Genomic DNA, 25,767 nt, shown 5'->3' with positions numbered 1-25,767 from the left:
CTGTTGAAGACGCGTTTCCCGCAAACTGTCCTAACGGCTTTGGCAACTGCTATATTTACCGACAAGTAGACTAGATAAAGAAAGGTTTTAACTTCTAAAACTAAATTTAGATATGGCGATCGCGTCACAAGAAAATGCCAAAATGGATCTTGCTGATACCTAAATTTAATTATGTTTCAAAGAATTAGGCTTATTTTTTTCAACACAGAGCAAGCAGAAATCACCTATGCTTGAACATTTGTTAAACTTCACGATTATTAACTATGGCAGCTTCCTTATGTAGCTGACAGAAGTCTTACAATCTAATAGGCTGAACATTTAAAGTTGTTATTTTTCACCAAACACATCTGCACAAAAAAGTAGACTTAGTTGCCTCATAATGTGTAACATATTGCCTATCTCATATCATTTAGTCGTTAATAACTAGCTATTAATACAATAAAATGTCACTTAAAATAGTTCATAGCTTTGATGGCAGTTTCACTCTTGAAGCTCAAGCTCAAGAAACTCTATTCAATTTATTGACAAGCGTTGCTTTCTTGAACCAAATTTGCCAACAGTTGGGGTGTAAGCGACTTAAATTTACAGAATTACTTTTCCAACCAGTTCCTTACAGCTTAACTACTACTAAAGGAATGCCAGCGGAATTTGAAAAATATCATGAATCTGATGAGTATGTCATTATTAATGTGCCACCAAATTTCATGTTCAGTGCTAAGATTTTTAAGCCCAGTCGCCTTTGTGCAATTTACCAAAAATTAATTGAGTAATGAATAATTTTAAAGATAACTTTTTTATAATTCGCAATTTTCAATTTTGAAGGCAAATAGTAAGTTTGATATTTGATCTATGGCTTCTGAAACAAATCTTTCTTCTTTGGCAACTCTGGAATATATTCCCTATATAGACGATCGCGGCCAATTACCCGAACAATTTCAAGGTAAAATTGGTGTATATGCTATCTTTGACCAAGAAAAAGTGCTGCAATTTGTAGGATACTCTCGTGATGTTTATCTTAGCCTTAAGCAGCATTTAGTCCGTCAGCCACAGCAGTGCTATTGGGTCAAAATTCAAACTATTGAACGTCCTAGTCGCACAATTTTAGAAAATACTGAAAATGCTTGGATTGCTGAAAATGGTAGTGTGCCTTGTGGTAATGGGGATAACAAGGAAAAATGGACTCATCCCATTAATGTCAAAGTTGTAATGACACCTGAAGAACAGGCAAGTTATCAAAATCCAGCTAATGATGAATTAGCACAAATAAAAGTTCTTAAAAACGTGGCACGGAGAGTAGAAGCAGAAATTTCAACGCAATTGTTAGAAGTGCGGGGTTTGCAAATGCAGATTCGTTTCAATCCTAAATTGAAAGAAGAAGGTTTACTAGATTTGAAATGAAGGTAGTTTTGGGGAAAACTATCTTATGAATATCGTTTGTAATCTCCCATGACAATACAGCTGCTGAACGATCGCTATCAAGTTATCCGTACACTGGGTGCTGGTGGGTTTGGTGAAACCTATCTAGCTGAAGATACCTATATGCCTTCAAAGCGTCGTTGTGTGGTTAAACAGCTAAGACCGATTCACAATAATCCCCAAATTTACCAGTTAGTGCAAGAGAGGTTTCAACGCGAAGCAGCTATTTTAGAAGAACTTGGTGGCGCAAATGACCAAATTCCGGCATTATATGCCTACTTCTCTTCAGGTGGACAATTTTACTTAGTTCAAGAATGGGTTGAAGGCGATACCTTAACTGAAAAAGTCCAGAAGCAGGGACTATTTAGTGAAGGTGCTATCCAGGAATTGTTCATGAATTTATTACCTGTCCTGGATTACGTTCACTCTAAACATATCGTTCACCGGGATATTAAGCCAGATAATATTATTGTGCGTTATCGCGATGGTAAACCAGTGCTGATTGATTTTGGGGCTGTGCGGGAGTCAATGGGAACAGTAGTAAATTCTCAAGGTAATCCTACCAGTTCCATTGTAATTGGTACACCTGGCTATATGCCGAGCGAACAAGCCGCAGGTAGACCTGTTTATTCTAGTGATTTATACAGTTTAGGAATGACGGTAATTTATTTGCTCACTGGTAAACAGGCGCAACAACTAGAAACCGATTCTCAAACGGGTGAAATTATCTGGCGACAGTATGCCAGTCATGTTAGCCCAATTATGGCAAGAGTAATCGATCGGGCGATCGCTTATCATCCGCGCGATCGCTATCCTACAGCCAGAGCAATGCTGGATTCTTTGCAGAGCATAGCAAATCCAATTCCACCGACGCAACCCCTCTTGACTCAACCGACTATAGTCTCTGCACCGCCACCTCAGACAGTGCCTCTCAAACCACAGCCTAGCCCTCAAAGTAGTAATAGGCAGAATAATATTCTCATGGGCAGTTTGATAGCAGGTGGGTTAGTTGGTGCATCTGTGATTATTAGTCAAGTGTTACCCAAATCTTCTCAACCCATAGCAGATAAAACGGTATTGCCTTCAGAAACACCGTCAAATGTTACAAGCCCAGTGATAACTCCTACATTTACACCAACTACCCCATCTGTTCCAACTCAATCACCTTCCGCGACTACATCAATACCGCTAGTTGATCCCACAACTCTCAACAATTATCTCTGGCTTTCTCAAAGACTTGTAACTGATGCAGATTTGGATAGTAAGAGCGGTTTTGAACTAGATATTATGCGAAATTCGATTTTTGCCATTCATGGCCGCCGTTTTGATAATACTGAATTGCAAAATTACTTTAATAACCAACCTTGGTATCGTCCTAAATATTCACCAAAGACATTTCCAGCTAAATTGCTGTCAAAATTGGAGCAACAAAATGTAGATTATATCAGTAAATATCAGGTTAGTACTGGGCTAAGATATTTTAGATAATAAGTTTTTTATAGCAGAATAACCAATAATTCTCTACTAGAGACTGCACCAACGGCAAAATCTCACATTTAGTAGTTTGGCAGATAGCTTTGGCAAACCTGCATTTCTCTGAGCCGTTCGGCAAGCTCACTGTAAGAGTTCTTGAAGGGTCAAACTGCTCAGTACAAGTGCCCTCTGCCTTTGTGTAAACCTAATATTAGTTTTGACTTATCAAACGATTTATTGCTACTTATTAGATAATATCTAGGTTATCTTGTGTAGTGTATCAGACAAATGTATGGATATTGAATACTCTAAAATCAAAAGATATTAGGGGCTAATCCTAGCGAAATGTATGTAGGGTCAGAACAAAACTGTGTTTTTATGCCATAAACTACATCTCTAGATACTAGGCAGTTCCAGAACCAAGTATTTATATTGAATATATAAGATTGCTATCTTACAGATTAGAAATCTCTAAGTCAAAGAAATGCCATTTTTATATTTTCTTTGTTATTTTGTATTTAACGGGACAGTTCTTCATGATTTGGTGGGTTTAAATAACAATTAGTTAAACCATTTCCCTTCCCAAAGATACATGTAAATTGTTTGCATTATGCTTACTTTGCTTCTGAATCTACAAGCACAATGCAAATTGACCAAAAATATTACATGTGAACGTTTTTGATCGGTAAATAGTTCATCTACACAAGGAAAGCCTTGCCTAAAACTATGCTTAAAACACAGAGTCATCGTATTTTTTTGCCTGCTTTTATTAAACCTTTAGAAGAAAAGAATCAAATAGGTAGTAAAAAGCAATTTGCTCAACCCAAATTAGATTTATTGCAACCATTACGTCAATGGCTCGATAAAATTGAGATTCAGAATCGGAAATTAGCCAAATTTATTGCTAAACTAATTCCTGCTCAGTGTCCATTCGAGCGTGATATCATGCTTTTTGGCCGTAAAATAGCTCATATTCCGCCAATGTGCAAGCTGAATCCGCTTTATAACGAACTTGTCTACTTGCGTTTTCGCGCTTTGTGTTATCTAGTAGATCAGTGTGGAGAGGATATTCAATCTTACTGCTGAATATAACTGGAAAAAAACAATATGGAAATTAAAATTTAGCATCAACTTAAGACTTGAATATCCCAATGAATTAGGTGTATTTAAATGGGAAATTTGGAAAAAGGAAGTGTCAAAATTCCCTTGGACTTATGATTCTCAAGAAACTTGCTATTTTTTGGAAGGTGACGTACTTGTTACTCCTGATGGCGGAGAAGCAGTGCAAATGGGTAAGGGCGACTTAGTGATTTTTCCGGCTGGTATGTCCTGTACATGGGAAATTACGAAGGACGTAAAGAAGCATTATTACTTTGAGTAGTCAAAAATCAAAGTCGATCAACTTTTTTCTCAATTATCCAGAAAAGCAACATTTCATAAATCAATTTTGATTTCTATTATGGGAAAGTTCGCGGCGAGTATCGTAGGATAAAATGGCAGAATCGGTAAATTGCTTATATCCATCTCTGTCGAAACTTGTTGCAACTGCATCCCTAAACAATATTCGTAGAAATAGATCGTTTAATTCTCTCTAAATTTGGCAGTAAACAAAGATCCCCGACAACTTTTGCGAAGTCGGGGATCTTGTGCGATCGCCAGCACAGAAAATTCAGAGAGTTCATAATTGTGTTAGTGAGAGTTTAGTTACGGAAGATGCTATTTAGTAGCAAAAGCTTTCATCCCACCGCAATTTTATTGAGGAAAATAACTAACAATGTTACTGCATTTAAGTACTTGGCAAGAAGTCGAAGCTTATTTACAGCAGTCAAAGGGGATTATTTTCCCTATTGGTTCCACAGAACAACATGGGCCAACGGGATTAATTGGTACTGATGCTATTTGTGCAGAAGCGATCGCAGGCGGTGTAGGTGATGCAACTCAAGCGATCGTTGGCCCTACAATCAATGTGGGCATGGCACTACACCATACTGCTTTTCCTGGCACAATTAGTCTGCGTCCCAGCACTTTAATTCAAGTAGTGCGAGATTATGTAACTTGTTTAGCCAAAGCTGGTTTTAGCAAATTCTACTTTATTAACGGACATGGTGGTAATATTGCCACCCTCAAAGCTGCTTTTTCAGAAACCTACGCTCATTTAGAAGATTTGCAGATTGCCAATGCTCAACAGGTGCAATGTCAAGTAGCAAACTGGTTTATGTGCGGTTCTGTATATAAACTAGCTAAAGAATTATATGGGGATCAAGAAGGTTCTCATGCAACGCCAAGTGAAGTAGCCCTCACCCAGTATGTTTATCCAGAGGTGATTAAGCAAGCACCTCTTTCACCAGAAGTTGCAAGTGGACATAGGATTTATAACGCTGCTGACTTTCGAGTGCGTTATCCAGATGGACGCATGGGATCAAATCCAGCTTTAGCAACGCCAGAACATGGTAAGCAATTTTATGATTTAGCAGTGAAAGAACTTAGCAATGGATATTTTGAATTTGTGAACGCAGAATAAAACTCATGAAAATACATTGTAGAGATGCGAGTAAAATCGTGTCTCTGCATCAAATATCTTGAGAAAGGTTATTAAATATCTGGTGAAATTAAAGATGCGTTATCCAGAATTCTTGTAGAGATGCTAGCGGGGTAAAATCAGTTCAATTTCGTATTTTTACCTTCTTATGGTTCAAAAAGATAGAAAATGCTGTAAATTATCTTAGCTGTTAACTAAGCGTTTTTGCTCACCTCGTTGGTAATAGCTGTAACTTGGCTCACTCCATGCACAAAACCCTGATTCATCCAAATACTTCAGGTCTATTTCTCCGGTAGCAGCAGCTAATTCCAACATATCTAGGTCGGCTTGCCTCTCTTCTCGTACTACAGGGTCTTGTTTTCCTTTTAATAAGAAAAGCTTGCTTTTTGAAGCATAAAATACCCTAGCTACACTAGTCTTAGGGTTGGTTTTTTTGTTTCATAGTGAGTTACTCCCTAAAATCTATAACGTACATATATCGCGGTTCTATGTAAATATATGTAATAATTATGTTTAAGTTTATTATCAATTTGATGGCTGGATTAGTTGCTTATATTTAACATATGGACATAAAGCCATGATTCGACATTGAACCTAAAGGCTTGCATTCCCTACCTCCAGCCATTTTTTAATTCGTTGAACTCAGGCTAAGTTAATGAATTCTCTCTCTAAGTAATTGTTCTTCTAAAGCAGCAATGCGATTGTACGCTGCTGTTAACTGCGCTGTCAGTCGTTGTATTTGAATTTCTGGTGTTATATTATCTCCAGCTTGACGATGCATGTCTAGATAAATGCCATCTGTCAACACATCTTTGTGTTCCATTTCTGGATTTAAATTTTTACTTCCTTTAAACTGGTAGCCTCCAGTCGCGCCATTTTGTTGGCAATTATCCTTTGCTTGGGTATTCGCTAAAGAACACTCTGAGAAAGTTTGAGTGACTTTACTATCAAGCTGCTCAATTACTTGGCACAGGTCATCCAGCTTTTGGCTTAAAGTCAGGATCTGCTGCTGTAATAGCTCCATTTAATACCTTTATTCGTACATTTTCTCTATGTTATTCAATTTACTCCCAACCTTAACGATACTTATGGATTATTTAAGTATTGATAATTTTTGCTGGAAATGTGACATTTAAGTCATTACTTCTCAATACAAGTAAGGTTTCACTACAAGTACCACCAAGTAAATTTATGGAGAAAAATTAATCATTAGGTACTAATTTGACAAAAATCTCGCTAATTTGAGCTAAATATTCAAAATTATCCGTATTATCAAGAAAAAATACTGATAAATCTCCAACTCCACTTTTTTAGCTAGTCAACCACTGGTGAATCTCTGCTTAATATTAGGTATAATCAAAAATCTCAAAATCCAAAATCAATGGATCGACGGTCTTTTTTGCTAGGTACAAGCACATTGGCACTTTCACAACTGCTTTTTGGCTGTGGTGGAAACAAGCAAACGCAACTAAAAGTACAGTTATTAAAAGGTTCTATACCTGGCCAGGTGGTGAATCAGTTCCACAAAGGTTTGCAGCAACGGGTGCAGTTAAAGTTTGCTCCAGTTGAGCATATACAGGATTTATTTCAGCAATTACAAAATTGGCAGCAGAAGCCAAAGACCAGCAATGAGCAGGGATGGAGTCGTTTTATACCCTTTAGGCAAGGTCAAAAAGCAGCTGACGCAGACCTAGTAACATTGGGAGATTACTGGCTACAAGCAGCTATTCAACAGAAATTGATTCAACCACTCCAAGAAGTACAGGGAAACCAATTAAAGCAGTGGTCTACTTTAGATGAAAGATGGAAACAACTGGTAACGCGCAATGACCAAGGTAATTTGGATACTCAAGGGAAGGTGTGGGGTGCGCCTTACAGGTGGGGTAGTACAGTAATTGTTTATAACCGTGACAAGTTCCGAAAATTGGGATGGACACCCAAAGATTGGAGTGATTTGTGGCGAGATGGAATGCAGCAGCGTATTTCCCTACTCAATCAACCACGAGAAGTTATTGGTTTGGTCTTAAAAAAGTTAGGAAAATCTTATAATACAGACAATCTTGACCAAGTACCAGACTTGGAAAAGGAATTACAGATATTAAACCAACAGGTGAAATTTTACAGTTCCAATAACTATTTGGAACCTCTAATTATGGAAGACACTTGGCTAGCGGTTGGTTGGTCAAGCGATGTATTGCCTGTTTTAGGACGTTATCCGCAGTTTGCCGCAGTTATCCCCCAGTCAGGAACAGCAATTTGGGCGGACTTATGGGTACGTCCCGCAGGGATTACTAAGAATACTTTATCAGATCAATGGATTGATTTTTGTTGGCAACCAAGCACAGCTAAACAAATTTCGGTGCTGACTAAAACTAATTCGCCAATTTCTACAAATATTGCCGCTTCCGATATCCAAGAACCATTATGGAGTTTGTTAGAGAGCGATGTCTACGACGGGCTACGCCTACGCAACATTTTCAATAAAAGCGAATTTTTACTTCCCTTACCTCCATCAGCAATAAAGCAATACGAGTCTTTATTCGCCAAAATTAAGGTTTAATTGGGAATTGGGAAAGAAGAGGTAGGAGAGAGAAGTTCTTTAATTTTGAATTTTGAATTTATTTCTCCCTCATGTCCCCCAATTTCTAACTCCTAACTCTTAACTATTTACTAGAGTCAACGCTGTAACCCTATCTTATTCTTAATAGTGGTTTGGATACTGCATAAAGCTGGACTTGTACTAAAGTTGCAAGTGTAGGTTGCCAAGGGTTCTTTTTGATAATTAAATACTCGGACGTTGTAACCAAAGTTCCGTGCGGCGCTACCCAAGCGATTTACGAAGTCGTAGCGCTCTACATACTCTAGTAAACTCCAAATTTGCTGATTCACGATCAAGTCTACTCGTGCAGGTTCTTTGCCAGAAGTTGGATATGCTATCCAATTATCCAATAGCTTTTTCTCGGAGTTTTGTTGTGCCCACCATAAACTGGGAACAGTTAATCGTTGTGGATGAATGGTGTTAGCTGTGATTACATAGTCTTTTGGCTTGGTTAATAAGTCTAGTTCTAAAGGCGCACTAGAAGGTGATGGTATTGAACGGGTTTGCGCTAGTGAGGGCGGGGCTAGTAAAGCTGTGAGGGTAATAGTTAGTAGTAATGAAAATGATGTCTGGCGATGGCTGCGCCAACACCAAGGGCGATCGCACAATTTAGGTATATGCATAACTGATACTAATTCGTAATTCGTAATACTTCTCTACGATAGGCTGCGCCCGAAGCGTAGCTATGCCGCAGGCTTTACGGCTACGCGGTAGTTGAGCGCAGTCGAAACTCAGTACAAGTTCATAATTCGTAATTAGGGCACAATCTAAAGTTTAATGGCAACTATACGAATTCTTCGATAATCTGCTGTCCAAGTTCCTTGTTGATATAGTGTTGGCCTCAGATATTCCTCGACGACGGGAATTATTTGTATTTGTTGCTCAGGTGCAAGTCCTGCTAAGAAAGGACTGGCGAACATTTTAATCCAGTTTGCGATGCCAGTTTCTCGTTCTGCTAGGGGAGTTGGGCGAGGAAACAGGATAGCATAAATAACATCAAAGCCGTGATGTTCTAAGAGGCTAGCGTATTCACCAATACTGGGGTAATACGAAGGATTCTCTACTTGTGCTTGAGAGATACCAAAGGATTCTAAAGCACTGTATAAAGCTGTGGCATCGCCTGTACATTTCCCTTACCCCAAATTCTGCCACAAAACGGCCTCCAGGTTTTAGGAATTGATGGATGGAAGCGATGCCTGCGGCGGTAAACTACGCGCTATTGCTTCTTTCACCCAATGCAATACAGCGTTGGAAAACACAGCATCTAATGGCTTGTCTACTTGAAAGTTACTAGCATCCGCAACATCAAAACGGATATGGGGATAGTTTTGTCTTGCTTTTTCGAGCATCGTGGGTGCATGATTGTTTACGCATTGAAAAGATAAAGAACGTAGCTTACGCTGCCTCCTGTCAGACATTGAGTCAAAGACTCAATGAATGGGTTCCCAGGCGGAGCCTGGGAACGAGGAAAGTCCTATCAAGCTAGGTTTTTAGGACTTGTGTATACACGGTAGCCCCGCTTGCGGGGAGGGGATTCCTGCTTGCAGAACCCACAGTTAGAACTTATACCTTGGCTTGTCGAAAATCATCGCTCAATGGGACTTGTTAAAGCTGTTCGCAAATGGCATAGGGATAATGCCAAAAGGTCACTTGACATTTGGGAACCAGCCTTAACTTGATGCCAATGGCATCTTGCCCATCACAGAAAAAAGAGAATTTTCTCATCAAACGCCTTGGCTATATTCAATCTCAGGCGATTACGTTGTATCTAATAATGAGTGCCTGTTTTGCGATGGTTGATGGCAGTAACAGCATCAGGCTTGAGTAATTTACCTTCATCCACAGTTGCATACACAACCCAATGGTCGCCACATTCTAGACGTTGGTTGACTGAGCATTCCAAATATGCTAATGAATCAGTCAGGATAGTACAGCCGTTATCTGCAATTGCTGTACTAAAGTTAGCAAATCGATCTTCCCCAGGCGCGAAAGATTTACGGAAATGCTTCATGTAGTCTTGATGATTCCCTTCAGGTAAAATATTTAAGGCAAACTTACCGCCTGGATACATCAAAGATTCGATCGCTCGCTCTTTAGCGATCGCAACTGTTATTCCGGGTGGGTTAAAGGTGGCTTGAGAAACCCAAGCGCCTAACATTGCGGTAGACACTTCTCCAAGTTTTGCTGTCACCACGCAAACGGAACCAACAATCCGACCAACAGCCTGTTCTACTGGAGTAGCAGCTTGTTGTGGTACACGTACCTTTTTAGCCTTTTTCAGTGCTTGGGCAAAGTCTGTACCTAATTCTTCACAAAACTTGAGGGTGACATCATCAGGTTTAAACTTCACCTTCAAAGTGTCAAAGCCAAAGCGATATCCAGCATCCCGGAGTTTACCTTCGATTAAGTCAAATGCTTCGCCACTCCAGCCATAGGAACCAAATACCCCAGCGAGTTTGCTGTTGTCACCACTCGATAGCACAATCCCTAAAGCAGTATGAATGGGAGTTGGCGCATGACCACCGATGGTAGGAGAACCGATGATAAAACCTTCTGACTGTGCTAAATTGATGCGAATTTCATCAGGGGTAGCAAATTCGCAGTTAATCGATTTGACTGCGACTCCACCTTTAGTTAGTCCCAGAGCGATCGCTTGTGCTAAAGTCGCTGTATTGCCATAAGCTGAAGCGTAAAGTAGGGCAACGGAAATCTCGCGATCGTTGTGAGAACGGCTCCATTCTCCATAAGCTTTGGTAAGTTCAATTAAGCCTGTGCGTACTAAGGGCCCGTGACCTACAGCATACATTCTCACCTGCAAATCTGATATTTTCTCCAAAGCTGCTTGCACATGAGGAGTTTGGGGAGCCATCAAGCAGTTAAAGTAGTAACGCTGGTCTTCTTTAAGTGCTTCCCAATTATCATCAAATACTTCATCACCACAGAGATGAGTTGCAAATAACTTATCTGTGTAAAGAATTTGGGTTTGCTGGTCGTAAGTACAAAGTCCTTCCGGCCAACGTGGACTAGGAGTGGGGAAGAATTTTAAAACATGACCCTTGCCTAAATCCAGAGTTTCTTTCCCCCGCATCACCAAGACTTTCAAATCCTGATCTAGAAAAGCAGCACGCAAATTGTTCGCACCAGGAAGAGAACAGACAAAAGTTACCTGTGGTGCCAGTTCTAAAATTGCTTTGAGGGTTGCAACTCGATTGGGACTAAAATGACCCAGGATTATATAATCCAAATGTTGCAAATCTAAAGTCTGTCGCAATGCCTCTAAATAAATTTCGGTAAAGCTTTCTGGCGGTGGATCGATAAGTGCGGTTTTATCAGCTTCAATTAAATAGCAATTGGAGGTAGTACCTCTTTCAAGTGCGTATTCAATTTCAAACCGCAGACGTGACCAACTACGTGCTCTGATCGCTTTAGTATTTGTAGCAATTGGTAGAACTTGTACGTCGCGTGGCTTGGAATTGGTCATAGCTGTTGGATAAAGTTAGGGAATAGGGAATAGGTTATAGGGTATAGATCGTAGGAAACAGGGGATAGTTTTCTTTGCTTTCCCCTGTCACCTGTTTCCTCTTGTCTCTTTCTTAGTAGTAATTACCTACTTTGCGATGGCGAACGGCTGTCAATCCATCGTTTTTGGAGACACGACCTTCTTGGACAGTGCAGTATAAAACCCAGTGGTCGCTGCATTCCATGCTGGTCTGTATTTCACATTCCATGTATGCCAAAGCATCTGCCAGAATCGGCGAACCGTTTTTCGCGGTCTGAGTTTTCACTCCTGCAAAGCGGTCAGCACCAGGATGCAAGCGCTTGAGGAAGTGTTTCTTGAGTTCTTGATAATTGCCTTCTTCCAAAACGTTGAGGACGAAGCGATCGCCTACTTGCATTAAGGAATCAATGGCGCGGTCTTTCGCAACGGCAATTGTGAATCCTAATGGTTGCAAACTCGCTTGCGTTACCCACGATGCCAGCATTGCGCTTGAGACATTATCTTTTTTTGTAGTGACTATATATAGTCCGCTGCTGATGCGACCCAGTGCCTTTTCCATGTTGACATCAAGGGACTTGATTTGCTTGATGTTGCGATCGCGCACTAGCAATTGTCCGATGTCTTTACCCGCTTCTTCACACAACTGGAATGTTGATGCTGTGGGAGCCTCTTTAATCCGAATGGGTGGGAAAGCTTCTTTGATGCCAGAGTCAAGAAATTGTCTGCGGAGGGTATCAATGGGTTCATCATCCCCACCGTAACATTCAAACAGCCCAAGAAATTGCTTGTTCTTGGCAACAGCTAGCACCGAACTGATACTAGCTTGGGCGGCGGCGGCGGTAGTCGAGGGCATACCGATAATGATGCCAGCTGCTCTCCCGGCTAGTTCTTGAATTTCTTGGCTCCCAGCAGTACTCAAATCTAGTACTTCTACGCCAACGCCAGTTTTCAAGATACCTTCGGCAATTGCGTGACCAAGGCGCTCGCCATATCCATATTCTGAGACAAAAAACAAGCCAACTGTGGTTTCTGCTTTCGCTTGTTTTTGGCTCCAATTTTCATAACACCCGGTCAGAACATCTAAATGGTGGTATAATAATGGCCCGTGACCATTGGCAATAATATTAATCTTTCCGAGATCGCCCATCCGCTTCATCGCATTCAACAACGAACGAGCGTTAGGGCCCATTAAGCAGTCGTAGTAAAATCTAAAGTCAGCTTCGATCGCTTCTAAATCTTCGTCAAAGGTGCGATCGTCACAAAAGTGCATCCCAAAAGCATCACAGGTGTAGAGAATTTGGGTTTTGCGGTCAAAGCTAAAGATTGTATCCGGCCAGTGTAGGTTAGGCGCACTCACGAATTCCATTTCGTGGCCTTTGCCGATATCGATGCGATCGCCAGTTTTCACAACCCGCTTGGAAAAAGGATCGTGTACTAAGCCTTCCAAAAACTGAAGCGCAACTTTTGAGGCTAAAACAGTAGCTCTAGGAGCTAACTGGAGGACATCTTCTACTAAACCGCTATGGTCTGGCTCTGTGTGACTAACAATTATGTAATCAATTGTTTTGGGGTTTACAAGACCCTTAAGGGTCTCTAAATACAGATCGCGAAACTTCTGGTGAGAAGTATCAATTAAAACTGTTTGTTCGCCCCTAATTAGATATGAATTGTAGGTTGTACCGTTTTGCAGTCCGAATTCGATATCAAAGCGATCGCGATCCCAGTCAAGAGAGCGAATCGCTGTTGTGTTAGGGGCAATTTCTACAGTTTGTATAGTTAGCCGATGTTGAACGTTCTCTTCGTGGGCCTTGCCGGTCGTAGACATCGATACCATTATTCGTCTCCGAGCGCAAATTAACAGGTTTTTCTTCTGCCCCCATTCTCTCTATTATTTTTATTTGAAGTTGTAATGAATATCAGTTTTTGAAAAATTTAACTTGTATCAAATATTGCTGTTTTTTAGCAAAAAATGTGATTCAAAAATCCACTAAATATTAATTTATTCCGAAGTTTTACTGAGTACATATTTTTTGCTATTGATGTGGTTTTATATTAATTCAAAAACATCATAGCAATTATATTTTTTCAATAGAACAGCATAATTTAAACAATATTAGATTGCAGGTCTATTTACCAAGTCTAAATTACTTGTGATGCTTAATATTGTCAGAGAATACATTTCTCAAGTAGAAAAATATTTTTTTCGGATACTCCCTTAATTATAAAAAGTAGGAAAGGTGGGAAAAGTAGGAAAGGTAGGACAAACCTTATTAGACTTCCAAAAAGCATCGAATAGGCTGTTAACATTAGTTTATTCAATAGATATTCAATCTCTTGTTGTCTTAATCAAAAATATGGTACATAAAATATAAACTTTATGTAAAGTCGGTAAAACAGATATTTTTTTGGAGATAATCAAGTCAAAGTTCCAGAGACTAGTTGAATAAAAAGGAACTAGCCTTGTACATCTTTTTCCGCTCATCCAAATGGAAACTAGCGTAAAAAGGATTTTTAAAGTTTCGATAAACCTGCGTAAGCATAAGAATAATTTCAGGAATTTAATGATACAGTCCTTTATTATCGACTTTAAACATTAATCAAGATAACGCCAACAACTTTTTATTGTCATAGCTATAAGCTACAGCTTCAGGCTATCAGATAGGTTTGCCTATATAGGTTAATGTGTAATCTCGATGTGCCGAACTTTTTATAAAAATCCATTGTTGATGAAAAATTGCAAACTTTAATAGTGTTCTCAAGCCAATACTGATCGTGTTGCAGCCTTATATACGCTGACATCCTTAATACTTGTAGTTCAGTTTTCTCGAATGTATGGTGAAATACCTAAGTAATTCAGTATACAGACGTAAATAGATACAAAAATGACAAAAATTGATTTTGTAAAAGGTTATTTTTTATGGGATGCCGATTAAAAGTGTTTCTCACAGAAGAGGAAAAGCTAACTTTAGAAGAGTTGAGAAAAGCTAAAGATGTTCCTCAACGTACTAAGGATCGTGCTCAAGTTTTACTGCTGAATACTCGTGGCTTAAAAAATGAGCAAATTGCAAAAGGCTTGAACTGGGCGATTTCAACAGTGCGTCAAACCCTTCATCGCTGGGAAAAAATGGGTTTAGCAGGTTTATGGGATGCTCCTGGTCGAGGAGGAAAACCCCGATATTCGGAATCGGATTTGGTTTATCTCGAAAATTGTTTAGCTCAAGAGTCAGAGACTTATAACTCTAAACAATTAGCAAAAAAACTAGCATCTGAACGTCAAGTAAACTTGAGTGCAGATCGACTACGACGGGTACTGAAAAAAAGGGGAAGGAGGTTTGGAAGCACACGCACACAAACCCAGAAACAGCAAGCATAATTAGCTAATTAAACCATCTTGGACTCAAATCACTCGTTTGTTTTGCGATCGCTAGATCGTGGATGACCATCACGATTATCTTCTTGACAAATTTCTGCTTTTTGCAGAGATAGTACTTGTTGTTGCTTTACTTCTGCACGGGCTTAATCGATATCTTCTTGAAGGGTTTTTGCTTTTTGCAGAGATAGTGCTTGTTGCGCTTCTTTGTGTTATTTGGGCTTAACTGAACGGTATTGTCCCATAAGGGACTGGCAAAAAATAAACTATCCCAAATTATTTATAGATTTGTAGGGGCGCAAGGCCTTGCGCCCCTACGACAGGATATTTTTTTAACTGGAAGTCCCTAAAACAAAGTCCACTTACACATCACAGTGTCAAGTGGACTTGTTAACTTTTAGTGGATCCGAGCAGAGTCGAACTGCTGTCCAAATTGGGTATTAACCCCCCGCTCATTCACAGGTTTAGCCTTTCTAATCCTCAAGGCGGGAATCGTTCATTATCCCGAACGTAGGATGCTCTGATTTGATCTTAGCCAGCAAGCCAACCAGAGAACGCTTGCTAGAGCATCCGTTGGGGGTTGGTCTTCAGTCCTTAACGGAGTCAAACCGAAGACGCTCGAACCTATAAGAGGTGTTTAGGCAGCTACTAGAGCATCCTTACGAGCAAAGTTAACGATGTTATTCGCATTTACTTTTTGTTTGAGCCTTTGATTTGCGAGAGGAGACTCACTCTCGACCTGAATCACAGAGCAGCGTTCGCCAACCTGTCGAAACCGTGACGGACCCATGCACTTCATACTTCAATTATAATACGCAATTCTTGAAATGTGTTAATAGACATAATTAAAAGTCCCCAATACTAAAATAGCCAATTGCTAATCTTAAGATAATTAGCAATTGGCTATATATTACAACGCACTACAAATAAATAATTAGCTATACCCTAAGTTAGTGCTTCAGCACCGCCCACAACTTCAAGGAGTTCTTGAGTAATTGCAGCTTGTCGAGCTTTGTTGTAAGACAGGGTGAGGGTATTAATTAGTTCACCAGCATTTTCACTGGCATTACTCATGGCTGTCATCCGCGCTGCTAGTTCACTAGCTGCCGATTCTTGTAGCGCCCGCAATAGCTGATTACTCAGATACAGGGGCAATAAAGAATCGAGAATTTGCACGGGATCTTGCTCGAAAATCATGTCAGGAGCCAATGGGCGGACTTCCTTAGTCACTTTCTCGCGTTCGACTTCAAATTTACCACCACGGGTTGTCAAGCGGAAGATTTCATCATCGCCTGCTTCTAGACCTTGGGGATCGAGGGGCAGTAAGGTTTGGATCACAGGACGGGAGCTAACCAAGGAAAGGAATCTGGTATAGATCAATTCGATGCGGTCAACTTCTTCCGAAAGGAACAAGGAAAGTAGTTGGTCAGCAATCTGATTGGCTTCCGCTGCGGTGGGGATTTGTTCTAAGCCGCTGTAGGTGGCATCAATTGGCTGATTGCGGCGTTGAAAGTACTGTGTAGCTTTACGCCCGACAATCACAAATTGATAGTCTAAACCTTCTGCCTGGATTTCTTTGGCGCGGTTTTCTGCACGACGGATAACGTTATTATTGTAGCCGCCGCATAGACCGCGATCGCCTGAAATAACTAACAACCCAACTGACTTAACTTGGCGTTTTTTCAGTAGTGGTAGGTTTGCTTCTTCAAAGCGCAGACGGCTTTGCAAACCATACAATACTTGTGCCAAGCGATCGGCAAAGGGGCGAGTTGCTAGCACTTGTTCTTGCGCCCGGCGCACTCTAGCTGCCGCAACTAGGCGCATGGCTTCTGTAATTTTTTTGGTGTTTTTGACCGACTGAATGCGATCGCGTATTGCTTTTAAATTGGCCATAATTTGTAGTAAGGAATAGGATGCGATATAATGATGAATCAGTTCATCTTTCTTGTTGATTCACCAATTCGCTGGTTCAGCACTCAGCGGTTTCTCCATTTGGATTTTACCAGCAAGGACATCTAAGCTAATCCTAATTTTCTCATGATTTAGGCTTTCATGGAGGATTCAGTAATCCTGATTTTTGTTTTTCCCTTCCTTTAAAATATTTTTATCATGTATATATGTCTATTTTTTTGTGTTTGGTAACTTCTGTTTATACCTATCCCATACCTGTTTATATTCGTCAATAATAGTCTTTGCAATTTCATCTTTCCCTATTTTTTGGTTTAGATACTGTTTATATCCAAAAAGCACAGCCTGACCCATAAAGTACGTCATTGCCGCTCCTACTGGAGCTTCAACCAGATCCAGTCCCGGTATTGATAATGCTATTAATACAGGGATTGATACAGCTGCACAAGCAGTATATATTGGAAGTAGGAAAGCACGATTAAATTGCAATCCACATAGATAGGTGAGATGTATTATCATAGACATCTGAACTCCGGCTACCAAGAATCCACCAAAAACATTCGACAAAGGACTACCAGCTAGGCCTGCTCCTCCTGCGTAGAATTTAATGCATTTCTCGGCTTCAGATATTTTTAAATCTACATTGACTTTCTGTTCTGCAATAAATGCCTTGCTCGCAACTTTTGGTAAAATTGAGGCAGTTACTTCAACTAGATGCCCTAGTCCATGCGATTGAATTGTGTAATCATTAGTAATTTTCAATGGTTCTGCCAAAACTGGAATCACGTCATGGATCGGTAAATTTAGTCCTTTTATAAAGTCCAGTAACTCACTATGTTTAGCATTGAGTGTTTGGGTAAGTACAATAATAACTGGTACTTTTTGTTCAGCTAGCTCTTTAATCCATTCTTCTTCTGCATTTTCCAATCTACTTGACTGATTATTAATACAGAACCAGACAAAATGAATATGATTTTCTATAGGTAACTTGCGTTTATCAGCAATTAGTGCAGCAACGTCCTTTTTTAGACGTTGAATTACTTCCCCACTTAATTCTAGCCCTGGAGAATCATAAACTGTAATTGGACAATCTGGTTGGATATACTGTTTGATATATTGAGTTATGGGTTTGCCAGTTCCAGTTTCTGCTAATTTTTTTGTAAAAACAGCATTTAATAGGGAACTTTTACCTACCCCCGTTTTTCCAACTAATAAGATGTTACATTGCCCAATATCTTGGGCAAACGATTCGTATTGTTTATTGAATATATGAACCAGCTGCTCATTACTAGGACTAGTATTGTTGTCAGCCATTGTATTCTATGAATTATGAGTTTTATATTATTGTAGCACTAATCATAATTGAATGGGTTACTTTTATATATTGTCGATAAATAGACGCAAATTTTTTACAAAGATGTGTTTTCTTACTGCGTGTAGAGACGTTATATATAACGTCTCTACGGAATTTATTTGGTGCAACCTTATGGACAATTGGTATTAATGCAATATTTCTTATATTCTTCTTCAAAAATCTTTATAAATATTCTGATTTCTTCCTCAGTTAATGTTTTTTCATCTACTAGTCTTAAAGAATGACGCTTTAGCGTATCAATCCAAGCTAAACAAAGCAAAGATGTTGATGTTCCCGCAACCAAGGCATCGTTTATTGAACCTACGACTGGTATTAAACTAGTCAGGATTGTAGATGCACCTGTTGTTAATATTGCTCCTGCGAATTGTTGAAACTCTGGTGATAATAATAATTCCTGTTCTTCCTGCTTTAATCCAAAGATCGAACTTATCCTTTTTAACATAAGCAGTTGTGTAGGAGGCAGAATAGTTCCACTAATAGGAATTACAGGATTCAATGCAAGAATACTAGCCACCGAGGTATACACAGCAGTCAATTTTTGTGCTTCTTGTATCTTGAGGTCAATACTAGCAACCTGTTCACTAATAAATGTTTGTTTAGCTTGTTTTTCAAGAAGACAAGCGGTTTGTCTAACTAAAAGGTCTAAGTTCTGTGGTGGAAATGTATAATCATCACTAATTTTTTCTTCCAGAGCCAGAATTGGGATAACTGGAACTATATCTTTTCTGTCTATAATTATTTCTTTTTCCTCTGTAATGCAGTGAACTAAAGATTTCAATTCGTTGTTTTTTATAGTTGTTCTATCTTTTATTGCTTTGAAAAGGTTAGAAAATTCTGGTTTCTTTGCTGTTTTCGTTATGACAATAATAATTGGGATTTTATACTGTATCAAAGAAGTAATCCAGTTTTCTTCTATATCCTCAAATCTGTCAGAGCCTGAACTAATACAGTAGTAAATCACATCAATTATTACACTTGGAAATTCTACGTGATTTCCTTGTATTAAGTTCCGAACATCTTCCTGATTACTATGAATACTGTTTTCATTTGGTAGGTCGTTCGTTAATTCTAATCCTCTTGAATCAAAAGCTATGATTGGGCATCCTGTTTGCTCGTACTTAGTTAGCTTACCAGTCATAGGTTTACCTGCACCCTCTGGAGCTAAACTTGTTCGGAAGATAGTATTAATTAATGTACTTTTACCAACACCAGTTTTCCCTATTAGCAAAATATTACATTTAGCTAGGTCATTATGATTTTGATTGTCTTGATTCTGACCTTGCAATTTATCCTCAATTTGCTTTTTCCATTCCCGAAAATTTGGGAGAAAGTTTTCAATATCCATAATATCTTTAATTATTGTAAATAAATTATATATACTAAAATTTAAATTTATTTTACCAATTTGCCGTCATCGCCAAGCTTACCATAAAGAGTTAGAACATTTTATAAATTTTCAATTCATATCATTCCGTTAAGTTAAAAATAAAAACTGAGGATATTTATTCAGAATTTGAAAAACTTCCATTGATGCTGATACAGTTAAATAGACTGTATCTTGCAATCCACAGCATACAGAAATTCTCAATTTTTATAAAAAAATATACAAATTTGAAAAATGGTTGCTACAGATGCAGGGTGGGTCGAGGAACGAAACCTAACACTTCAAAACCTTGTATATGTTAAATTTCACTTATTTAAACCAACCTAAATATCTGTAACATTCTTTTATTGAATTGGTATTAGACATTTTTATACAAATAAGAAAACCGAGTTTATTAATAAGCATTAATCTATGCAAGAATAGATTTGCTTAAAAACTCGGTTTAGACAAAATCCAAAAATACTATGCTGTAGCTTTGAAGGTCTTCTTGTATTCGGTCAGCGCTTCCTTCAAAGCAGCTTCTTCGGCATCACCTAGTGCTTTCGATGCTTGTACTCCTTGAGCATACTGGGTCTTGCCAGTCTTTAAGTACTCACGTAGACCAGCAGTGAAGGTGGTTACTTGAGTTACAGGTACATCATCTAAGTAACCATTAATACCAGCGTACAAAATTGCTACTTGCTCGTATACCGAGAGTGGGGAATTTTGTGGCTGCTTGAGGAGTTCGCGCAACCGTTGACCCCGTGCCAACTGGTCTTGAGTGGCTTTATCTAAGTCGGAAGCAAATTGAGCGAAGGCTTGTAGGTCGTCAAATTGGGCTAGTTCCAATTTAATCTTACCGGCAACTTTTTTCATTGCCTTGGTTTGAGCGGCAGAACCCACACGGGATACTGAAATACCGGGGTTTACAGCGGGACGGATACCAGCGTTAAACAAGTCAGAAGACAGGAATATCTGACCATCGGTAATAGAAATTACGTTGGTGGGGATATATGCTGAAACGTCACCAGCTTGGGTTTCGATAATTGGTAGGGCGGTCATACTGCCTTTACCTAATTCGTCACTCAGTTTTGCTGCTCTTTCTAACAAGCGGGAGTGGATGTAGAATACATCACCAGGGTAAGCTTCGCGTCCGGGTGGGCGACGCAGCAGTAGGGACATTTGGCGATAAGCTTGGGCTTGCTTGGAAAGGTCATCATAAATTACCAGGGTAGCTTTGCCTTTGTACATGAAGTACTCAGCAATAGTCGCACCTGTGTAAGGAGCTAGGTATTGTAGGGTTGCAGGTTCACTGGCACTAGCGGCGACGACGATGGTGTAATCCATTGCGCCTTTTTCTTGCAATGTTTGTACCACGTTAGCAACTGTGGAAGCCTTTTGACCGATCGCTACGTAGACACAAATTACATCTTCTTCCTTTTGGTTGATGATGGTGTCGATCGCGATCGCAGTTTTACCGGTTTGGCGATCGCCAATAATCAATTCCCGTTGACCACGACCGATGGGAATCATTGAGTCAATAGCTGTGATACCCGTTTGCATGGGTTCGTGTACAGACCGACGAGCAATGATACCGGGTGCTGGAGATTCAATCAAACGGCTTTCGGAGGATTTGATGTCTCCCTTCCCATCGATGGGGCGACCCAAGGCGTCTACAACTCGGCCAATTAAGGCTTCTCCTACTGGGATCTGGGCAATTCTACCAGTAGCAGTTACAGAACTACCTTCTTGAATTTCTAGCCCTTCACCCATCAGCACCGCGCCCACGTTATCTTCTTCTAAGTTTTGGGCGATGCCAATTGTGCCATCTTCAAATTCCAAAAGTTCCCCAGACATAGCCTTTTCCAGACCATAAATCCGGGCAATACCGTCACCAACTTGGAGAACAGTACCAACGTTAGCAACTTTGACCTCTTGATCGTATTGCTCGATTTGTTGTTGGATAATGCTGCTAATTTCGTCAGGTCTAATTGATATGCTCATGTGTCTATCTTTTTTGCTTTCGAGACGGAAAAATTCAAGAGTTAGGAGTTAACAGTTAGGAGTGATGAGTTAAGAGTGATGAGTTAAAAATGCAAAAATGACAAGTTAAAAGTCAAAATAAATTACTATTTACTTAACTCCTAACTTCTAACTTCTAACTTCTAACTCCTAACTCCTAACTCCTAACTTTCTAACCACTGGTTAAGCGCAATGAAAGGCGGCGCAACTGACCCCGGATACTAGCGTCAATTACCTGTGAACCTACTTTAATGATCACACCACCAATTAACTCGCTGTCTACCCTGGTTTCTAGTTCTACCTGGCGAGCATTGGAGATGGCGATGACCTTTTGGATGATTGCCTGCTGTTGAGCTTCTGTGAGGGGAACGGCTGAAATTACTTCCGCTAATACGGTTTGATTCAGCTGCCGCAACAGCGCCAGATATTGTTGAAAAATATCTTCCAAGAATGCAATGCGCCGTTTATCTACCAATATCAGCAAAAAATTGCGTAAGTAGGGATTAGCGCCTTCACCGAGTATTTGTTTGATGAGAGCTTTTTTGTTCTCAGACTGAATAAACGGGTTGCTGAAGAAGTTGTGTAGCTGTTTGTCTGCCCTGAGCAGTCCCAGGAAAGTACGCGCATCTTCCCCGAACTCTTCAGTCAAGTTTTTCGATTGCGCTATTGACAAAAGTGCCTGTGCGTAGGGTTGGGCTACTTCGGCTGACGCTACCTGACTTGTCATACGTTGCCTCCCAGTTGTGCGATGCTGCGGTCAATTAAACTTTGTTGAGCATCGTCGGCAATCCCGCTTTTGAGTTGCGATTCGACTTTCTGCAATGCTAGTGTAGCTACCCGTTGCCGCAGTTGAGCGATCGCTCGATCGGTTTCAGTGTTTAAATCTGCTGCTGCTGTTTGTTTCAAGCGTTCTACGTCTTGCACTGCCTTCGCTAACAAGGCTTCTTTGGTCTTTTGAGCGTTTTCTGTGGCAGATTGACGGATGCGTTCTGCCTCTGCCTGAGATTGCTTCAATTGCTCTTGCGCTTTTGAAAGGGCAGTCTTTGCCTCTTTTAAGCGCCCTTCTGCTTCCTGAATTGCGGTGGCAATATTGGATTGTCGCTCGTTCAGGATATTGCTTAAAACTTTACGTCCGAAGTAGAATAGTATGCCAATCAGAATCGCTAGATTAATCAGATTGGTTTCAAAAATGTCTAGGTTTAGACCGAAACCACCTTCTGCTGCGCCTTCTGCCAATTCAGAGTGAACAGCGTTCGCTTCTGCGGCAAGTAATAAGAATGTCCCCATGATACCCATTTACAAGTGCGCTGCTCGCTGCTAATACGTTGTATTTTCCCTGAAGGAAATTTAAGTATCTTTTCCCCGTAAGGAAATTAAGTATCTTTCCCCAGAAGGGAAAAAGTGCCTTTTTTTGACACTTAAATTTTGCGCTCTGGACTAGGGGCCAGTTAGCGCGTATGCTTTCACAGAACCAGTCTAGTTAGTTTATCTAACTGGAGTTGGTCCTAATAGTTTTTCTAGAATCTGCCTGCTTAAAGCATCAACTTGTTGCTCTAAGGTGCGAAAAGCTTCCTGCTTTTGTTGTTCTATTTCAACAGCAGCTTGTTCCCGTTGAGTCTGAGCTTCCTTTTGGGCCTCAGCGATTTTCTCAGCAGTAATTTTCTTAGCTTCGAGTTGAGCTGCTTCTACAGTTGCTTGCGATTGTCTGCGAGCGTCTGCGAGTTGCTGTTCATACTCAGTAGCCAAGCGCTCGGCTTTAGCCAAGCTCTCCCGCGCTTCCAGGGTATTCGTTCGGATATAATTATCGCGATCGTCTAGTACCTTGGTCAGTGGCTTATAGAAAATTGCATTCAACAAAGCTGCTAGTAGCAGGAATTGCAATGCCATGAAGGGCAAGGTAGCATCGAAATCAAACATTTGTCTCCTCTTTGGCTGGAGTAGCAGTTTTCGTGGCTAGCAACATCATCCAACCTTTCATATTTTAGAGACCCATAGCCAATAAGGGTCAACTGAACATTAGAACTATTAAGATATCCAAAAAGTTCCGATTGTAGAGGCGTGATGGTTCACGTCTCCACACTCACAAAAACTTTCAGGTATTAACCGAAGGGGTTAGCAAACAGCAATACCAAGGCAATTACTAGACCATAGATAGTCAAGGATTCCATGAATGCCAAGGTTAATAGCAGAGTACCGCGAATTTTTCCTTCTGCTTCAGGTTGACGAGCAATACCTTCTACTGCTTGTCCAGCAGCGTTTCCTTGACCAATACCAGGGCCAATTGCAGCTAAACCAATCGCTAAAGCAGCAGCGAGAACTGAAGCAGCCTGAACTAATGGATCCATGTTGATTTTCCTTGCTTTGATTACAAAACTAACAAAAGTACGTTAACGATTAGAAACGTGGTTTTCACGCTGCACATGAGTTCTTTGATCGCGCTTTGCGATGTTTTGAGCGAATATGCTCTGGGAACTGTGCTATCAGCTGAGAAGTTTAATGCTCCTCATGTTCATCTCCGCCATGTCCCTCCATTGCCTCATGAATGTATGCTCCGGCTAGGGTGGCGAAAACCAGGGCTTGAATGGCACTGGTAAATAAACCCAAGGCCATTACAGGCAGAGGTACAAATAGAGGAACTAGCAGCACCAACACCGCTACTACCAATTCATCCGCCAAAATATTACCAAATAGCCGGAAGCTTAGGGAGAGGGGTTTGGTGAAATCTTCTAGAATTGCGATCGGCAACAAAACGGGTGTTGGCTCTATATATTTCTTAAAGTAGCCTAAACCCCGTTTGCTAAAACCTGCGTAAAAGTACGCCAAGGAAGTCAGCAATGCCAATGCAACAGTCGTATTGATGTCATTGGTGGGAGCTGCTAATTCGCCCGAAGGTAGCTTGATGAGCTTCCAGGGAATTAGTGCGCCTGACCAGTTCGATACGAAAATAAACAAGAACAATGTGCCAATAAATGGCACCCAAGGGCGGTACTCTTTCTCACCGAGTTGGTTTTTGGCCAAATCACGAATAAATTCTAGGGCGTATTCCATCAAATTTTGGATGCCCTTGGGAATTCTTTGTGCATTTCGAGTAGCAGCTATTGAAGCCACTACTAGAATACTAATCACAAACCATGAGGTGAGAAAAACTTGCCCATGAATTTTAAGATTGCCCAACTGCCAGTAGAAATGATGTCCTACTTCTAATTCGGCGAGGGGAAAAGAATTAAAGGCGTTTAAGACACTAAGCATTTGCATTCTTCAAGCATTTTCCCCAACGAGCGAGGATGGGATTACTATCTTTGTGAGCCTGACTTTTTAAGAATCAGGAATGAACGCAATTTGCACCATATAGACGAGGAGCGTGGCTTTGTAAGTTAGAAATCCCAAAAAAATGGGTAGAATCTGTAGCTCACGCCATTGAGTTGCTACGATCATGACTCCCATAAATAGAGCAAAACGAGTTTTGCTCAAACTGGTTTTCTCACTACCGAGCTGCTCAACATCTCTAGCCAACATTTTTAAGTAAACCACACCTGTACACGCCCCAATTAAATAATTTAGGGCAATGTTTAAGGAATAAAAAATCCACACAGAGATAAAAATAACCCCCGTCAAGACAAGCGTGATTACCAACAATCGCTGGAAGAGTTGATAGAACTCTTGCATGGAGTTACCCGATTCTGTGTCTTCAGAACCGGTTTTAGCATCTTGTTGCGTTGTCGGAGTGGGCGCAATTGATTCGTCAGACAAGCTCACGGGACTTGAAACCAGTACAGTTAAATATGATGACTGCACATTCAGTCAGCTGAATCATATCACGATGCGGTAACAATACTTTAGGAAAAAACAATTAACTTCTTGTCAACATCAGAGAGTAAGTGCCGACAGACTAAAGCCTAAAGCGATTTTACTAAGTCCGCTCAAGTGAACTTGGTGAAAAAGTAAGGATTTTATAGGATATTGATAAACTGAGGGCAGGCAAGATGCCTACCCCACAAGAGTCTGGGGTTGAATATACCTCTCGATTAAATTATCTTGGCAGTCCGCAGACCGAACAGCAAACCTACAGATAAGCCAAAGAATAAACCCAAGAAGACGACATAAGATACAATTGCAAACATTTATTGCTCTCCAGAATACTTCCTAAATCTATTGAATCATTAGTTGTTGAGCAGTGGGCATTGCTGATTCCCCTTGTCCTCT

At 40.3% G+C, this 25,767-nt stretch carries 26 protein-coding genes and 1 other RNA gene; 8 read left to right on the top strand and 19 right to left on the bottom strand.

Annotated features, from left to right (window positions below):
- The first annotated feature begins 443 nt into the window (after nt 1-443).
- From RMX69_RS26840 to RMX69_RS26815, 6 genes are all read left to right on the top strand, one after another.
- A complete protein-coding gene (locus RMX69_RS26840) occupies nt 444-770 on the top strand; it encodes a hypothetical protein (protein WP_289795018.1) in 327 nt (108 codons plus the stop codon).
- 79 nt (nt 771-849) lie between these two features.
- Nucleotides 850-1,398, top strand: coding sequence for a GIY-YIG nuclease family protein (locus RMX69_RS26835; protein WP_289795019.1), 549 nt, complete (start codon nt 850-852; stop codon nt 1,396-1,398).
- Nucleotides 1,399-1,446: 48 nt separating this feature from the next.
- A complete protein-coding gene (locus tag RMX69_RS26830) occupies nt 1,447-2,904 on the top strand; it encodes a protein kinase domain-containing protein (RefSeq protein ID WP_289795020.1) in 1,458 nt (485 codons plus the stop codon).
- A 711-nt stretch (nt 2,905-3,615) separates the two neighbouring features.
- The gene (locus RMX69_RS26825; RefSeq protein WP_289795021.1) at nt 3,616-3,975 is read left to right on the top strand and encodes a Mo-dependent nitrogenase C-terminal domain-containing protein; all 360 of its coding nucleotides are present in this window, start codon (nt 3,616-3,618) and stop codon (nt 3,973-3,975) included.
- A 40-nt stretch (nt 3,976-4,015) separates the two neighbouring features.
- Nucleotides 4,016-4,270, top strand: coding sequence for a cupin domain-containing protein (locus tag RMX69_RS26820; RefSeq protein WP_289799882.1), 255 nt, complete (start codon nt 4,016-4,018; stop codon nt 4,268-4,270).
- A 393-nt stretch (nt 4,271-4,663) separates the two neighbouring features.
- Nucleotides 4,664-5,410: a creatininase family protein gene (locus tag RMX69_RS26815; RefSeq protein ID WP_289795022.1), complete on the top strand. Its 747-nt coding sequence runs from the start codon at nt 4,664-4,666 to the stop codon at nt 5,408-5,410.
- 201 nt (nt 5,411-5,611) lie between these two features.
- On the opposite strand, the gene RMX69_RS26810 is transcribed toward RMX69_RS26815, so the two are convergent.
- Together RMX69_RS26810 and RMX69_RS26805 are read right to left on the bottom strand one after the other, a co-directional pair.
- Complete coding sequence (locus RMX69_RS26810; protein WP_289795023.1) at nt 5,612-5,743, bottom strand: hypothetical protein; 132 nt, start codon at nt 5,741-5,743, stop codon at nt 5,612-5,614.
- 337 nt (nt 5,744-6,080) lie between these two features.
- Nucleotides 6,081-6,452, bottom strand: coding sequence for a hypothetical protein (locus RMX69_RS26805; protein WP_289795024.1), 372 nt, complete (start codon nt 6,450-6,452; stop codon nt 6,081-6,083).
- A 357-nt stretch (nt 6,453-6,809) separates the two neighbouring features.
- Between RMX69_RS26805 and RMX69_RS26800 the strand changes: the two genes are divergently transcribed.
- Entirely contained in the window at nt 6,810-7,988 is a 1,179-nt protein-coding gene (locus RMX69_RS26800) for an extracellular solute-binding protein (protein ID WP_289795025.1), read from the top strand.
- A 116-nt stretch (nt 7,989-8,104) separates the two neighbouring features.
- Here RMX69_RS26800 and RMX69_RS26795 read toward each other — a convergent pair whose 3' ends face one another.
- The 5 genes from RMX69_RS26795 to RMX69_RS26775 all read right to left on the bottom strand — a co-directional run bounded on the left by RMX69_RS26795 (nt 8,105) and on the right by RMX69_RS26775 (nt 13,360).
- The gene (locus RMX69_RS26795) at nt 8,105-8,650 is read right to left on the bottom strand and encodes a hypothetical protein (RefSeq protein ID WP_289795026.1); all 546 of its coding nucleotides are present in this window, start codon (nt 8,648-8,650) and stop codon (nt 8,105-8,107) included.
- 144 nt (nt 8,651-8,794) lie between these two features.
- Nucleotides 8,795-8,947, bottom strand: a complete 153-nt coding sequence (locus RMX69_RS26790; protein WP_322639237.1) for a hypothetical protein — start codon at nt 8,945-8,947, stop codon at nt 8,795-8,797.
- 249 nt (nt 8,948-9,196) lie between these two features.
- A complete protein-coding gene (locus tag RMX69_RS26785; RefSeq protein ID WP_322639236.1) occupies nt 9,197-9,445 on the bottom strand; it encodes a class I SAM-dependent methyltransferase in 249 nt (82 codons plus the stop codon).
- Nucleotides 9,446-9,795: 350 nt separating this feature from the next.
- Nucleotides 9,796-11,508 carry a diflavin flavoprotein gene (locus RMX69_RS26780; RefSeq protein ID WP_289795028.1) on the bottom strand — a complete coding sequence of 571 codons (1,713 nt, stop codon included), beginning with the start codon at nt 11,506-11,508 and terminating at the stop codon, nt 9,796-9,798.
- Nucleotides 11,509-11,620: 112 nt separating this feature from the next.
- Nucleotides 11,621-13,360, bottom strand: coding sequence for a diflavin flavoprotein (locus RMX69_RS26775; protein WP_322639235.1), 1,740 nt, complete (start codon nt 13,358-13,360; stop codon nt 11,621-11,623).
- Between the two features lie 1,083 nt (nt 13,361-14,443).
- Between RMX69_RS26775 and RMX69_RS26770 the strand changes: the two genes are divergently transcribed.
- Entirely contained in the window at nt 14,444-14,899 is a 456-nt protein-coding gene (locus RMX69_RS26770) for a helix-turn-helix domain-containing protein (protein WP_289795030.1), read from the top strand.
- 395 nt (nt 14,900-15,294) lie between these two features.
- Here RMX69_RS26770 and ssrA read toward each other — a convergent pair.
- The 12 genes from ssrA to petL form a co-directional block, all read right to left on the bottom strand.
- Nucleotides 15,295-15,684: a transfer-messenger RNA gene (gene ssrA / locus RMX69_RS26765) on the bottom strand.
- Between the two features lie 157 nt (nt 15,685-15,841).
- Nucleotides 15,842-16,789: a F0F1 ATP synthase subunit gamma gene (locus RMX69_RS26760; protein WP_289795031.1), complete on the bottom strand. Its 948-nt coding sequence runs from the start codon at nt 16,787-16,789 to the stop codon at nt 15,842-15,844.
- A gap of 228 nt (nt 16,790-17,017) precedes the next feature.
- Complete coding sequence (locus RMX69_RS26755; protein ID WP_322639234.1) at nt 17,018-18,118, bottom strand: GTPase domain-containing protein; 1,101 nt, start codon at nt 18,116-18,118, stop codon at nt 17,018-17,020.
- Nucleotides 18,119-18,288: 170 nt separating this feature from the next.
- Nucleotides 18,289-19,524: a GTPase gene (locus tag RMX69_RS26750; RefSeq protein ID WP_322639233.1), complete on the bottom strand. Its 1,236-nt coding sequence runs from the start codon at nt 19,522-19,524 to the stop codon at nt 18,289-18,291.
- A gap of 501 nt (nt 19,525-20,025) precedes the next feature.
- On the bottom strand, nt 20,026-21,546 hold the full coding sequence (gene atpA, locus RMX69_RS26745) for a F0F1 ATP synthase subunit alpha (RefSeq protein WP_322639232.1): 1,521 nt from the start codon (nt 21,544-21,546) through the stop codon (nt 20,026-20,028).
- Between the two features lie 190 nt (nt 21,547-21,736).
- Nucleotides 21,737-22,291, bottom strand: a complete 555-nt coding sequence (atpH, locus tag RMX69_RS26740) for an ATP synthase F1 subunit delta (RefSeq protein ID WP_289795033.1) — start codon at nt 22,289-22,291, stop codon at nt 21,737-21,739.
- Entirely contained in the window at nt 22,288-22,860 is a 573-nt protein-coding gene (locus RMX69_RS26735) for a F0F1 ATP synthase subunit B (RefSeq protein ID WP_289795034.1), read from the bottom strand. Before RMX69_RS26735 ends, atpH begins: the two co-directional genes overlap by 4 nt.
- A gap of 189 nt (nt 22,861-23,049) precedes the next feature.
- A complete protein-coding gene (locus RMX69_RS26730) occupies nt 23,050-23,481 on the bottom strand; it encodes a F0F1 ATP synthase subunit B' (protein ID WP_094351161.1) in 432 nt (143 codons plus the stop codon).
- Between the two features lie 182 nt (nt 23,482-23,663).
- Nucleotides 23,664-23,909: an ATP synthase F0 subunit C gene (gene atpE / locus RMX69_RS26725; RefSeq protein WP_012411162.1), complete on the bottom strand. Its 246-nt coding sequence runs from the start codon at nt 23,907-23,909 to the stop codon at nt 23,664-23,666.
- A gap of 148 nt (nt 23,910-24,057) precedes the next feature.
- Nucleotides 24,058-24,819: a F0F1 ATP synthase subunit A gene (atpB, locus tag RMX69_RS26720; RefSeq protein ID WP_175586935.1), complete on the bottom strand. Its 762-nt coding sequence runs from the start codon at nt 24,817-24,819 to the stop codon at nt 24,058-24,060.
- A 60-nt stretch (nt 24,820-24,879) separates the two neighbouring features.
- Nucleotides 24,880-25,320 carry an ATP synthase subunit I gene (locus RMX69_RS26715; RefSeq protein WP_292781172.1) on the bottom strand — a complete coding sequence of 147 codons (441 nt, stop codon included), beginning with the start codon at nt 25,318-25,320 and terminating at the stop codon, nt 24,880-24,882.
- A gap of 269 nt (nt 25,321-25,589) precedes the next feature.
- Nucleotides 25,590-25,685 (bottom strand): cytochrome b6-f complex subunit PetL, encoded by a 96-nt coding sequence (gene petL, locus RMX69_RS26710; protein WP_084227316.1) that lies wholly within the window; start codon nt 25,683-25,685, stop codon nt 25,590-25,592.
- Nucleotides 25,686-25,767: the final 82 nt, after the last annotated feature.

The organism is Nostoc sp. EspVER01 (assembly GCF_034530635.1).
Classification (GTDB): Bacteria; Cyanobacteriota; Cyanobacteriia; order Cyanobacteriales; family Nostocaceae; genus Nostoc.
The sequence above is the reverse complement of the archived record's forward strand: the minus strand, read 5'-3'. Positions and strand labels throughout refer to the sequence as shown.

Excerpts from the sequence above, each read along its gene's own strand:
- RMX69_RS26800 (WP_289795025.1), top strand. The coding sequence starts at position 6,810 with ATGGATCGACGGTCTTTTTTGCTAGGTACAAGCACATTGGCACTTTCA.
- RMX69_RS26775 (WP_322639235.1), bottom strand. The coding sequence starts at position 13,360 with ATGGTATCGATGTCTACGACCGGCAAGGCCCACGAAGAGAACGTTCAA.
- atpA (WP_322639232.1), bottom strand. The coding sequence starts at position 21,546 with ATGAGCATATCAATTAGACCTGACGAAATTAGCAGCATTATCCAACAA.
- RMX69_RS26770 (WP_289795030.1), top strand. The coding sequence starts at position 14,444 with ATGGGATGCCGATTAAAAGTGTTTCTCACAGAAGAGGAAAAGCTAACT.
- RMX69_RS26790 (WP_322639237.1), bottom strand. The coding sequence starts at position 8,947 with ATGTTCGCCAGTCCTTTCTTAGCAGGACTTGCACCTGAGCAACAAATA.
- atpH (WP_289795033.1), bottom strand. The coding sequence starts at position 22,291 with ATGACAAGTCAGGTAGCGTCAGCCGAAGTAGCCCAACCCTACGCACAG.
- RMX69_RS26755 (WP_322639234.1), bottom strand. The coding sequence starts at position 18,118 with ATGGCTGACAACAATACTAGTCCTAGTAATGAGCAGCTGGTTCATATA.
- petL (WP_084227316.1), bottom strand. The coding sequence starts at position 25,685 with ATGTTTGCAATTGTATCTTATGTCGTCTTCTTGGGTTTATTCTTTGGC.
- RMX69_RS26730 (WP_094351161.1), bottom strand. The coding sequence starts at position 23,481 with ATGTTTGATTTCGATGCTACCTTGCCCTTCATGGCATTGCAATTCCTG.
- RMX69_RS26830 (WP_289795020.1), top strand. The coding sequence starts at position 1,447 with ATGACAATACAGCTGCTGAACGATCGCTATCAAGTTATCCGTACACTG.
- RMX69_RS26840 (WP_289795018.1), top strand. The coding sequence starts at position 444 with ATGTCACTTAAAATAGTTCATAGCTTTGATGGCAGTTTCACTCTTGAA.
- RMX69_RS26760 (WP_289795031.1), bottom strand. The coding sequence starts at position 16,789 with ATGGCCAATTTAAAAGCAATACGCGATCGCATTCAGTCGGTCAAAAAC.
- RMX69_RS26815 (WP_289795022.1), top strand. The coding sequence starts at position 4,664 with ATGTTACTGCATTTAAGTACTTGGCAAGAAGTCGAAGCTTATTTACAG.
- RMX69_RS26795 (WP_289795026.1), bottom strand. The coding sequence starts at position 8,650 with ATGCATATACCTAAATTGTGCGATCGCCCTTGGTGTTGGCGCAGCCAT.
- RMX69_RS26810 (WP_289795023.1), bottom strand. The coding sequence starts at position 5,743 with ATGTTGGAATTAGCTGCTGCTACCGGAGAAATAGACCTGAAGTATTTG.
- atpB (WP_175586935.1), bottom strand. The coding sequence starts at position 24,819 with ATGCAAATGCTTAGTGTCTTAAACGCCTTTAATTCTTTTCCCCTCGCC.
- RMX69_RS26750 (WP_322639233.1), bottom strand. The coding sequence starts at position 19,524 with ATGGATATTGAAAACTTTCTCCCAAATTTTCGGGAATGGAAAAAGCAA.
- RMX69_RS26825 (WP_289795021.1), top strand. The coding sequence starts at position 3,616 with ATGCTTAAAACACAGAGTCATCGTATTTTTTTGCCTGCTTTTATTAAA.
- RMX69_RS26805 (WP_289795024.1), bottom strand. The coding sequence starts at position 6,452 with ATGGAGCTATTACAGCAGCAGATCCTGACTTTAAGCCAAAAGCTGGAT.
- atpE (WP_012411162.1), bottom strand. The coding sequence starts at position 23,909 with ATGGATCCATTAGTTCAGGCTGCTTCAGTTCTCGCTGCTGCTTTAGCG.
- RMX69_RS26780 (WP_289795028.1), bottom strand. The coding sequence starts at position 11,508 with ATGACCAATTCCAAGCCACGCGACGTACAAGTTCTACCAATTGCTACA.
- RMX69_RS26735 (WP_289795034.1), bottom strand. The coding sequence starts at position 22,860 with ATGGGTATCATGGGGACATTCTTATTACTTGCCGCAGAAGCGAACGCT.
- RMX69_RS26835 (WP_289795019.1), top strand. The coding sequence starts at position 850 with ATGGCTTCTGAAACAAATCTTTCTTCTTTGGCAACTCTGGAATATATT.
- RMX69_RS26785 (WP_322639236.1), bottom strand. The coding sequence starts at position 9,445 with ATGTCTGACAGGAGGCAGCGTAAGCTACGTTCTTTATCTTTTCAATGC.